This is a genomic window from Streptomyces sp. NPDC004065 (assembly GCF_044903565.1).
Lineage (GTDB): Bacteria > Actinomycetota > Actinomycetes > Streptomycetales > Streptomycetaceae > Streptomyces.
Map to the genome: position 1 here is coordinate 101,428 of NZ_JBJDQT010000031.1, position 11,113 is coordinate 112,540.

The window sequence follows — 11,113 nt, forward strand, 5'->3', positions numbered from 1 at the left end:
GTCCAGGGAGCGTCGGCGGTGTGCCGGGTGCGGAAGGGCGCTGGAGGGGGAGGGGCGTGTGACGACGAGTGAGGCGGACGCGGTGCTGGCCGCGCTCACCCCGGTCGTGGACGGCCTCGCCGCCACCCTCGGTTCGTTCTGCGAGGTGGTCCTGCACGACTTCCGCCGCCCGGAGAACTCCGTCGTCGCCATCGCCGGCACCGTCACCGGACGCACGGTCGGCGGGGCGATGAGCGAGATCGGGATGGGCCTGCTCGCCCGCGGCGACGAGGCGTCCGACGCACTCAACTACCTCACCCGCACCGGCGACGGCACGCTGGTGAAGGCCTCGACCATGCTGCTGAGGGATTCCTCGGGAGCCGTGTTCGGCGCGCTGTGCGTCAACCTCGACATCACCGCCGTCGGCCAGGCGCACACCCTGCTCGGCGAGCTCGCCGGCGGTCTAGGGGGCCCCGGCGGCCCCGGCGGCCCGGCCGCGGTGCCGGCCACCACCTTCACCGACGACATCGGCTCCGTGGTGGACGCCATCGTCGACGCCCACCAGCTGCGCGCGAAGCGGCAGTGGTCCGGCCTCGGCCGGGCGGAGCGCCTGGAGCTGTTCCGGGGCCTGGACGAGCAGGGCGTGTTCGCCGTGCGCGGCGCCGTCCAGCAGGTCGCGCGGCGCCTCGGCATCTCCCGGGCGTCCGCCTACGACTACCTCGCCAGGGCGAGAGCGTCCGCCGGCCCGGCCGGCGCCGCACCCCAGGCCGGCGCACCGGGCGACCGCCGGGCACCCGGCGAGGCCGGCGCACCCGGCGACAGAGAGGCACCCGGCGAGGCCGGCGCACCCGGCGACCGCGAGGCACCCGACGGGGCCGAGGCGTCCGGCGCGGCCGGACCCGGGCCCACCGCACCGAACCAGGATGGAGCACCGCAATGACGTACACCCCGCCCGTCACCCTCGAGGACGTCCGCGACGCCGCGGAGCGCATCAAGGGGGTGGCGCACCGCACCCCCGTACTGCGCTCGCGCACCCTGGACGCCCTGGTCGGTGCGGAGGTCCTCGTCAAGTGCGAGAACTTCCAGCGGGTCGGCGCCTTCAAGTTCCGCGGCGCCTACAACGCCGCCTCCCGGCTGTCCCCCGAGCAGCTGGCCAGGGGCATCGCCGCGTACTCCTCCGGCAACCACGCGCAGGCGGTGGCCCTCGCCGCCCGTGAACTGGGCACGAGCGCGGTGATCCTCATGCCGGAGGACACCCCCCGCTCCAAGCGCGAGGCCACGGCCGGCTACGGCGCGGAGATCGTCACCTACGACCGCTACACCGGCGACCGCGTGGCCATCGGCGAGGCGCTCGCCGCCGACCGCGGTCTGTCGCTCATACCGCCCTACGAGCACCCGCACGTCATCGCGGGGCAGGGCACGGCCGCGCTGGAACTGATCGAGGAGGCCGGCGACCTGGACGCGCTGGTCGTCCCGGTCGGCGGCGGCGGCCTGATCGCCGGCAGCGCGATCGCGGGCAAGGGCCTGCTGCCCGGGCTGCGCGTCGTCGGCGTGGAACCGGAGCAGGGCGACGACACCAAGCGCTCCCTCGAAGCCGGACGGCGCGTGTCCGTCCCGGTGCCGCGCACCATCGCGGACGGCCAGGCGGCCGACATCCCCGGAGAGCTGACCTTCTCGGTCAACTCCCGCCTGGTCGACGACATCGCCCTGGTCGGCGACGATCACATCCGCGAGGCGATGCGGTTCGCCTTCGAACGGCTGAAGATCGTGGTCGAGCCGAGCGGCGCGAGCGCCCTCGCCGCGCTCCTGGCGCACCGGATCGACCGTCTGCCGCCGAGGGTCGGCGTCGTAGTCTCCGGCGGCAACATCGACACCGAGCGCTTCACGCGGATCCTGCGCGGCTGACCGTTTCCGTCCCGGGCGCGGCTGACCCTTCAGTCCCAGAGCGGGTAGGTCACCACGCGGTCGTAGCCCTCGGGCCGGGCGCCGGTGAAGACCAGGGTGAGCTGCGTGAAGCGCCGCACCTGCGGGTCCTTCTTCCACGGCGCGGGCCGCTCCAGCCGCACCAGGACCGGATAGGAGTGGAACTTCCCGGCCGCGCAGTACGGCTTGCAGTCGTTGACGAGGTTCACGCCCCGGCCCACCGCGGCCTGTGCGTTCCACTGCGTCCACCCCAGCGAGGAGAGCCGGCTGTTGCCGTCACCGCAGGCCAGGATGAACGCGCCGGGCTGGGTCCGCGGGTGCCACAGGCAGTCGACGAGCACCGGCTGCCGGGGCTGCCGTCCGGCCTGCTCGCGTGCGGCCGGGGGCGACGCCGCCGGTGCGGCGGAGGCCGGTGCCGGACCCGCGGTGAGCAGGGCCGCGGCACAGAGCGTGATCACAGTCCGCAGGGTGTGTGTACGCATCTCCGCTCCCGGTCGACGTGGCCTGACCCCGTAATGACGCTACGACCGTGCGGTGGGGCGCACCACTCGAACGGACCGTGCCTCGAAAGGACCGCGCCGCGGCTCACCCGGCGGGCCGCCGGCGGGCGGCGTCGGGCTGCCAGGGAAGTCCGGCGGGGGCGGCCGGCGGCAGTTCGCCGTCGTTGCTCTGGCAGGTGTCGCACAGCTCGTGGCCGCCGTCCCGGGTGACGACGGTTCCCCAGCCCAGGCAGTGCTCGCAGTCGCGGGCGCGACGCAGATCGGGGTGGGGATTCGGGGTCGGACTGTGGGGGGCTCCGTACGCCATGCGGGGGCGGGCTCCTCGTAGTAGCGGCGAGCGAATGCACACCATTTTTGGTTGATTTTTCCAGGATGTCCAGAAATTCTTTGAAGTAATCGGTTCCTCACCCTCCGCAGCCGAGGTTCCGGAGGGCTCCCGCCCCGCTGCGGGCGGACGCCGGGGCCCCGTGCGTTCCCCGCGGGCGGGGCTCAGGGGCGTACCGCGTCGATCGCCAGGCGCAGATGGCGCGGGCCGCGCAGCACCGCGTTCCGCCGGTACGGCGGCGGGTCCTCGACCAGGCGCGGGTCGTCCAGGCGGCGGGCCAGCGCGGCGAGCGCGAACTGGGTCTCCAGGCGGGCCAGCGGCGCGCCGAAGCAGCTGTGGATGCCGCTGCCGAAGCCGAGGTGCTGGATGTCCCCGCGGTCGGGGTCGAAGCGGTCGGGGTCCGTGAAGCGCTCCGGGTCCCGGTTGCCCGCGGCCAGGACGAGCCAGATCCGCGAGCCCTTCGGGATCGTCACGCCGCGCAGCTCGATGTCGGCGATGCAGGTGCGCTGCGGCACCAGTTGCACCGGCGGCTCGTAACGCAGCAGCTCCTCCACGATGTTGACGGACAGTCCCGGGTCCTCGCGCAGCCGCCGCAGCACCTCGGGGTGGCGCAGCAGGGTCAGCATGCCGTTGGTGATGAGGTTGACGGTGGTCTCGTGGCCCGCGATCAGCAGCAGCACGGCCGTGCTGAGCACCTCCATCATCGACATGCTCCCCTCCGGGCCCTGACTGGCCGCCAGGTCCGAGAGCATGTCGTCGCGGGGCTCCTTGGTGCGCTGCTCGACCAGCTCCGCCAGGTACATGCCGAGCTGCATCCGCGCCTCCTGCGCGGTGCGCTGGAACTCGGCGTCGGCGCCCTTGCGGGTGTCCGGGTCGAGACTGGCCACCAGCGGGTCGACCCAGGCGCGGAAGCGCGGCTCGTCCTCCCGGGGCACGCCGAGCAGCCGGCAGATGACGGTCACCGGGAAGGGGTAGGCGAACTGGTCCACGAGGTCGATCTCCGAGGCGTCGCCGAAGCCGTCGATGAGCTCGGAGACGATGCGGCCGAGTTCCTCGCGCATGGAGTCGATCCGGCGCGGCCGGTGCGGCGGGCCGAACGAACTGTTGGCGATGCGCCGCAGCCGGTCGTGCTCGGGCGGGTCGAGCCGGATGAAGCTGGGCGGCAGCCCCGTGGCCTCCGCCCCGCCGAACTCGTCGTCGCCGGCGGCGGTCAGGTTGGCCGCGTCGGAGCTGATCCGCGGGTCGTGCAGCAGCGCGAGGATGTCGTAGTACGAACTGATGACGTACGGGCCGCCCTCCTCCTCGTGCAGCACCGGAGTTCTGCGCAGCTCCGTGTACAGCGGGTACGGGTCGGCGCGGTTGGCGTAGTCGGTGATCCGGCGCAGGAGCGAGGCGTGCGTCATGAGCAGTCCTTGAGGAGCGGTCCGTGGGGGAGGCCAGGGGTGGGGGCGGCCGGAGCGGGGCGGCCAGGAGAGGTGGCGGCCGGCCCGGGCTCAGTGGCGGGCCGGGGCGAAGACCAGGCGCCGGTCGGCCGGGGAGTAGCCGCTGAGGGTCACGGTCGGGCCGTGCGTCGGCAGGGACGGGTCGGGGAAGTCGGCCGGGACCGGCTTGCGCCCCTCGGGGCGGCGGTCCACCGTCGCGTACTCCACCGGGAACGGCGCGCCCCTCTCGATCTGCCGCTCGTAGAACTCCAGCCACCGCGAGTTGTCGAAGCTCACGGCGGCGATCACCCGGCCCTGGTAGCCGTACACGGCCACGAACCGGCGCTCGGCCAGCGAGCCCTGGGTGACCATGAGTTCCTCACCCATGCTGGGCACGCCGACCGACTTGATGTTCACGCCGAACTGCGAGGACCAGAAGGCCGGGACCCAGATGTGCGGACGCCGGCCGGAGCTGGGGCTGATCATGTTGTGCGCGGCGATCTCCGCCTGCGCGACCGCGTTGCCCCAGTGCTCCAGGGAGAGGAACTGGTAGCCGAACAGCGGGTGCGGGGAGCGGGCGACGTCGCCGGCGACGAACACGTCGTCGGTGACGATCCCGCGGAAGTCGAACGCACGGCAGCCCGCGTCGCAGGCGATGCCGCGCGGACCGGCGCCCAGCCCCGAGCCGGCCAGCCAGTCGGTGTTGCGGGTCGCGCCCAGCGAGACCACCACGACGTCCGCCTCGACCACGCTGCCGTCGGACAGGTGGACCGTGCGCACCCGGCCCGTGGAGTCGCCCTGGAGACCGGTGACCATGACACCGGTGCGCAGGTCCACCCCGTTGTCGCGGTGCATCTCCGCGGCCACCGCGCCGATCACCCCGCCCAGCGCGCCGACCAGGGGCGCGTCCGCGCGTTCCGCCACCGTGACCTCGATGCCCCGGTCGCGGCAGGCGGAGGCGATCTCCGAGCCGGTGAAGCCGGCGCCGATCACGAACACCCGGCGCGGCGGCCCCGTCATCCGCCGGTGCAGGCGCACCGCGTCGTCCCGGGTGCGCAGCACGAAGACCCCGTCCAGCTGGGCCTCCTCCTCCTTGGGCCAGGGCCGGGCGCGCACCCCGGTCGCGATGAGCAGCCGGTCGTAGGGCACCTCGTCGCCGTCCGCCAGCCGCACCCGCTTGGCCGTCATGTCCAGCCCGGTCGCGGCCACGCCGAGGCGCCAGGTGGCGTCGATCTCCCGGCGCCGGGGCAGCTCGGTGCGGTCCGGGGCCGCCTTGCCGAGGAGCACCGCCTTGGACAGCGGAGGCCGGTCGTACGGCGCGTACGGCTCGTCGCCGATCATGGTGAGGGAGCCGGTGAAGCCCTCCGCGCGCAGTGTCTCGGCGGCCCGCAGACCCGCCAGCGAGGCGCCCACGACGACGATGCGGCCCTCCCGCCTGAGCCACTCGTGGAATTCCTCAGCGCCCATCGCCCGCCTCCTGCCCCGCCCCGGCCCGTCCCGCGCCCGAGCCCGCGGGGTTCGCGGCCGCGGGGGTGTCCGCGCCGTCCAGTCCGTCGACCGTGATCGCCTGCACCGGGCAGGCGGCGACCGCCCGCGCCACCTTCTCCCGCTGCTCCGCACCCGCCCGCGGGTTGTAGACCAGCGACTCCTCGCCGTGCAGGGTGAAGACGTCCGGTGCGAGGAACGCGCACTGGGCGTATCCCTGGCACCTGTTGAGATCGACGACAAGCCTCATCGGTGTCCCGCCCTTCCGGCGGCCAGGTCCTCGGGTACCGCCCGTTCACGGGGCGCCCTCGGACGGTGGTCATCCTCCCTGTGCCAGGATCCGGGCCCCGCCCGGCCCGCCGCCCGCCCGGACCCGCCGAAGGAGTGACGGGCGGCGGCCGCCTCCGCGCGGGGCTCAGGCCGCGGGCGCGTCCGCCACGTCACGGCGCCGGCCGCTCACCACGAGGATGTACACGCTGAGCACCAGCGACCACGCGGGGAACACCAGCTCGGCCCAGGGGACGTTGGAGGCCATGACCAGCAGGGCGAGCGCGGTGAGGAACCCCAGCAGGGTGAGCCAGCGGGGCAGCACCCCCATGCGCTTGCCGATCGACGACAGGACGCAGGTGAACACCGCGGCCATGCGCATGGCGTAGCCGGTCAGCAGCAGATAGGCGAAGTGGCGGCCGAAGTTCCAGGAGGCGAGGTCCGGCGCGGCCGTGGCCGGCTGGGCGGTGGCGAGCACGGCGGCGGCTCCCGCGGCGGCCCCGAACAGCGTGGCGACGAAGACCAGCCCGCTGCCCAGCAGGACGGTGGCCAGGAACTTGTCCTCGGCCTCCCCCACGTGCGCGCGTACGGCGCCGAGGAACCACAGGAAGAAGATCCCCGCGAACGGCATCAGCGCGAGCGCCGCCCGGACGGCCTCGCGCCGCGCCGGGTCGGTGAACCCCCGCGCGGTCACGGCGTCGGCGCCCTGCGGGATGCCCAGCCGGATCAGCACGATGGCCGCCGCCAGCAGCAGCGCGAACAGCACCCCCGCGAGCCCGGCGGCCCGCGGCGCCTCGAGCGCCCGGCGCGCCTGTCCGGTCGTCACCCGCGCCATGCGCCGTCCGTCTCCCGCCCGGCCCCGGTCACTTGCGGTAACCGAGCACGGTCATCATGCCGGACTCGGAGTGGTACTGGTTGTGGCAGTGCAGCATCCACAGACCGGGGTTGTCGGCGTCGAACTCCACCACCAGCTTGCGGTGCGGCAGCAGGATGGCGGTGTCCTTGCGGGTCCCCACGTCGTTGAGGCCCATCAGCGCGAAGGTGTGGCCGTGCAGGTGCATGGGGTGCCACATGTCGGTGGCGTTGATGAGGGTGAGCCGCACCCGTTCGCCCGCGCGGACGGGGTGGCGCTGTTCGACCGAGTACGGCCGGTGGTCGAACTCCCAGTTGAACTTCTTCATGTTGCCGGTGAGTCTGATGCGGATCTGCCGGTCCGGATCACGCTCGCGGAAGGCGACCGACTCGTGCGGCACCAGACGCCGGGCCGGCACCACGCGTCCGTCCAGCTCGGACGGACGGACGTCAGGGGACGGCAGATCCTTGCCGCCGCCGGTGCGCAGTACGGCCAGCGCCCTGCCCTTCTTGCCCTCGGCCAGCGCCACCAGCGGGAACACCCCGTCCCCGGCGGTGACCACCACGTCGTAGCGCTCGGCCATGCCCACCAGCAGCGCGTCCGTCCGCCGGTGCTCGACCGGGTAGCCGTCCGTGTGCGTCACCGTCATCTCGTGGCCGCCCAGCGCCACCCGGAAGGCGGTGTCCGCCCCGGCGTTGACGATGCGCAGCCGGATGCGGTCGCCGGGCCGCGCCCCGAACACCGTGGGCGCGTGCGGGAGACGGCCGTTGACGAGGTAGTACGGATAGTCCACATGGCCGCCCATGCTGTGCAGCATGTCGCTGTGGGAGTGGTGCAGCACGCGCGAGGGCCCCTTGGCCGCCTCGTGGGCGCCGGGCCCGTGCCCGCCGCCCGAGCCCATGTCCATGCCCGCCGGCATCCTGCCCCCGTGCAGCTGGGCGAGCACCGCGTCCGGTGTGGAGCCGTCCACGCCGTCCACCCAGTCGTCCAGGACGACGAGCCACTCCTTGTCGTACTTCAACGGCTCCCTGGGGTCCTCCACGATCAGCGGCGCGTACAGTCCGCGGTCGAGCTGGACTCCGGAGTGGGAGTGCAGCAGGTAGGTGCCCGGGTGGGCCACGGTGAAGCGGTAGTTGAAGTCGGCGCCGGGCTCGATGCTCGCCTGGGTCAGCTCCGGCACGCCGTCCATGTCGCACCGCAGGCGCACCCCGTGCGAGTGCAGCGTCGTCGCCACCGGGAGGTGGTTGGTGAGGGTGAGGTCGAGCACGTCGCCCTTGGTCACCCGGATCGCCCTGCCCGGCACGGTGTCGCCGTACGCCCACGACCTGATGGTCCGGCCGCCCAGGTCGAGCGAGGTCTCCGCGGCGGTGAACCGGTACGTGTGCACAGCTCCCGGCCCGCGCCTGCGCTCGGCGGCCAGCACCTCGGGGTCGGACGGGTTCACATACCCCTTGGGTCCCCTGGGGACGAAATGGTGCGGCGCGAGGCCGGCGCCACCTGTCCCCGGGCCCCGCGTGGACCCCCACTGCGACCGGGGACGCGGGGACGAGCCGGTCCCTGAACAGGCGCCAAGGAGTCCCGAGCCGGCCGCCATGAGCGAGGCGCTGAGCAAGGTTCGCCGCGTATGTGTGTGCATGACTGAATAACACACGTTTTCCGACGTTATGTGGGAGAAGTGGTGCGGCGCGTCTGCCGATCACGGCGGCGAAAATTCCCGCTCATGACGTCGCGTCGGACCGGGCGCGACGCCGGGGATTCCACCGTTCGGGCGCCGCCGTCCGTGCGCCCCCCGTCGTGCGCGCGCGTGCCCGATGTGGGAAGCCCGGCGTGCGGGCGCCTGTTCGCGGACGCGGTGGCGAGCCCGGTCGATGCAGGCAAGGCATGAGGTTGCTGAGAATTCCCGGGGCGGTTGAACATCCTCCCGTCCAACTCCGTATGGGACGGGGGGATTCCCATGCCCGGACCGGCCACAAGCCTAGGAGTAGTTCCGTGAGACGCAACACGCGCAGACGACCCACAGGCCCGCGCCGCGCCACGATCGCGGCGGTCGGACTGATGCTGGGCGGAGGCGGGCTGATGGTGGCCAACGTCTACGCCTCGGCCACCGAGGGCACGTGGGGCGGACAGGCAGTGGAGAAGTCGGCCCCGGGCGACCGCTGGGGTGCGGGCACCACGATCGACTGCCCGGACGTCGGCACCCGGCTCACCGATGTGCCGGAGCAGGCCAAGGCGACGGTCGACGAGCAACTCGCCGAACTGGACCGGCAGATCGCCAAGGCCTACCAGCAGGTGCAGAACGCGGCGCGCACGGGGCAGCAGGACGCCGGCTCCGTGAACGACACGATCATGAATCCGCTCAAGGAGCAGCGCGGCGCCACGCTCGGACGCATCGCCGACGCCATCGACCGCGTCGGGGACCGTCCCGAGGGACTCGACTCCATGGCGGCCTGCGACCTGCGCCGGTCCGGCGGTCAGGGTGACGGCGGGCAGGGTGGCCAGGACCAGAACGGTCAGGACCAGAACGGTCAGGACCAGAACGGTCAGGATCAGAACGGTCAGGGGCAAGGTGGTCAGGACCAGGGCGGCCAGAACCAGGGCGGTGACGGACAGCAGCAGGGCCAGCAGGGCCAGCAGGGCCAGCAGGGTCAGGGCCAGCAGGGCAATGGCGGGCAGGCCGGCAACGGTCCCGTGGCCGCGGACTACGTCGACATCACCACGGTGCAGCCCAACGTGCGCAAGCCGGACGAGCAGGGCGACGCCTCACGCGGCAGCTTCAGCTCCAGCTGCGGGGTGAACGCCAACGGCGTGTTCAACTCGGACAACGTGATCGTCGCCCCCGGCGTCACCAACGGCGCCCACCACTTCCACGACTACGTCGGCAACCAGGCCAACAACGCCTTCGCCAGCGACGGGGACCTCGCGGGCGGCGACACGAGCTGCGAGGACAAGGGCGACAAGTCCACGTACTACTGGCCCGTGGTGCGGTTGCAGGACGGCACCCAGGAGCGGGACGCGAACGCGCCCGGCGGCGGTACCGAGGGCAACGCCGGAAAGATCGTCACGCCCAAGCAGGTCACCCTGACCTTCGAGGGCAGCCCGCGCGGCAAGGTCACGGAGATGCCCCGCTTCCTGCGCATCATCACCGGTGACGCCAAGGCGTTCGTCAACGGCCCGGCCAACGCCAACGCCTCCTGGAGCTGCACCGGCTTCGAGGACCGGCAGCTGAAGGACAAGTACCCGCTGTGCCCGCAGGGCAGCGACGTGGTCCGCACCTTCCGGTTCCAGAGCTGCTGGGACGGCCGGAACATCGACAGCGCCAATCACCGCACGCACGTCGCCTTCGCCGACGCCGACGGCAACTGCCCCGACGGCTTCAAGGCCATCCCGCAGCTGGTGCAGCGCATCGTCTACGACATCGACGCGCCGAGCCTGCAGGACGGCGGCCGGACGACCCCGCTGTTCGCGGTGGACTCCTTCCCCGAGCAGCTGCACAAGCCGGTCACGGACCACGGCGACTTCATCAACGTCTTCGACGAGGACCTGATGCGGCAGATGGTCGACTGCATCAACGAGGGCCGCACCTGCGGTGCCGGGGCGGGCCAGGGCGGTGCGGAGCCGACCGGACAGCCCGAGCCCCCGCAGCAGTCGGAGCAGCCGCAGCCCCCGCAGCAGTCCGAGCAGCCGCAGCCGCCCCAGCAGTCCGAGCAGCCGCAGCCGCCCCAGCAGTCCGAGCAGCCGCCGGCGGCCGGGACGCCCGGCGGGCAGGACGACGGTGGCAACGGCGGCAAGGACGGCGGTCAGGGCCGGGGTGACACCCCGCCGGCGCAGCCCGGTGACGACGGTTCGGGTACGGCGCCCTCGACGGCCCCCGGCACGCTGGAGCCCAAGTCCGACACCTCCCCCGACACGGGGAAGGGCGGCGCGGGCGCCGGATCGGGCGGCTCGGACAACGGCAACGGCACCGGCGGCGAGGTGGGCACGCCCACCCAGACACCGGCTCCCGCCGGCAACGCCCAGCCCGCCGGCAACCAGACCGAACCGCAGACGGCGGGCGGCAGCCTGGCCGAGACCGGCACCCAGCTGTGGCCGGCGGCGGCCGGAGCGGTGCTGCTGATCGCCGGCTTCCTGCTCCTGCGCCGGATCAGGCGCGGAACCGTCTGACGACCGTTGCGCCGGCATCCGTTCCGGGGGACGGCGACGGGAAACAGCGGCGGGGGGGGGGGGGGGGGGGGGGGGGGGGGGGGGGGGGCCCCGGGGGGGGGGGGGGGGGGGGGGGGGGGCCCGGGGGGGGGGGGGGGGGGGGGAGCGCCGGGGGTGGTGCCGGGACCGTGCCTCCGCCGTGGGTCCGGGCGTGGAGCAG

10 protein-coding genes are annotated in these 11,113 nt (G+C 73.3%); 3 read left to right on the forward strand and 7 right to left on the reverse strand.

The genetic code is table 11. The features are described 5' to 3' along the window. The first annotated feature begins 40 nt into the window (after positions 1-40). Positions 41-919, forward strand: coding sequence for a PAS domain-containing protein (locus tag ACI2LW_RS27875; protein ID WP_404733998.1), 879 nt, complete (start codon positions 41-43; stop codon positions 917-919). Further along, the gene (locus ACI2LW_RS27880) at positions 916-1,884 is read left to right on the forward strand and encodes a pyridoxal-phosphate dependent enzyme (RefSeq protein ID WP_404733985.1); all 969 of its coding nucleotides are present in this window, start codon (positions 916-918) and stop codon (positions 1,882-1,884) included. Before ACI2LW_RS27875 ends, ACI2LW_RS27880 begins: the two co-directional genes overlap by 4 nt. A gap of 29 nt (positions 1,885-1,913) precedes the next feature. Here ACI2LW_RS27880 and ACI2LW_RS27885 read toward each other — a convergent pair whose 3' ends face one another. The 7 genes from ACI2LW_RS27885 to ACI2LW_RS27915 form a co-directional block, all read right to left on the reverse strand. After that, complete coding sequence (locus ACI2LW_RS27885) at positions 1,914-2,384, reverse strand: hypothetical protein (protein ID WP_404733986.1); 471 nt, start codon at positions 2,382-2,384, stop codon at positions 1,914-1,916. A 103-nt stretch (positions 2,385-2,487) separates the two neighbouring features. After that, positions 2,488-2,709, reverse strand: coding sequence for a hypothetical protein (locus ACI2LW_RS27890; RefSeq protein WP_404733987.1), 222 nt, complete (start codon positions 2,707-2,709; stop codon positions 2,488-2,490). Between the two features lie 182 nt (positions 2,710-2,891). Further along, a complete protein-coding gene (locus tag ACI2LW_RS27895; protein ID WP_404733988.1) occupies positions 2,892-4,130 on the reverse strand; it encodes a cytochrome P450 in 1,239 nt (412 codons plus the stop codon). Positions 4,131-4,220: 90 nt separating this feature from the next. Then, a complete protein-coding gene (locus ACI2LW_RS27900; RefSeq protein WP_404733989.1) occupies positions 4,221-5,615 on the reverse strand; it encodes an NAD(P)/FAD-dependent oxidoreductase in 1,395 nt (464 codons plus the stop codon). Further along, positions 5,605-5,883 (reverse strand): ferredoxin, encoded by a 279-nt coding sequence (locus ACI2LW_RS27905; RefSeq protein ID WP_404733990.1) that lies wholly within the window; start codon positions 5,881-5,883, stop codon positions 5,605-5,607. The genes ACI2LW_RS27900 and ACI2LW_RS27905 overlap by 11 nt, the downstream gene beginning before the upstream one ends. 165 nt (positions 5,884-6,048) lie before the next feature. Beyond that, complete coding sequence (locus ACI2LW_RS27910; RefSeq protein ID WP_404733991.1) at positions 6,049-6,735, reverse strand: hypothetical protein; 687 nt, start codon at positions 6,733-6,735, stop codon at positions 6,049-6,051. Between the two features lie 28 nt (positions 6,736-6,763). Continuing rightward, positions 6,764-8,389, reverse strand: a complete 1,626-nt coding sequence (locus tag ACI2LW_RS27915) for a multicopper oxidase family protein (RefSeq protein ID WP_404733992.1) — start codon at positions 8,387-8,389, stop codon at positions 6,764-6,766. Positions 8,390-8,829: 440 nt separating this feature from the next. Here ACI2LW_RS27915 and ACI2LW_RS27920 point away from each other — a divergent pair, with 440 nt between their 5' ends. Beyond that, entirely contained in the window at positions 8,830-10,914 is a 2,085-nt protein-coding gene (locus ACI2LW_RS27920; protein ID WP_404733999.1) for a DUF1996 domain-containing protein, read from the forward strand. Positions 10,915-11,113 lie beyond the last annotated feature (199 nt).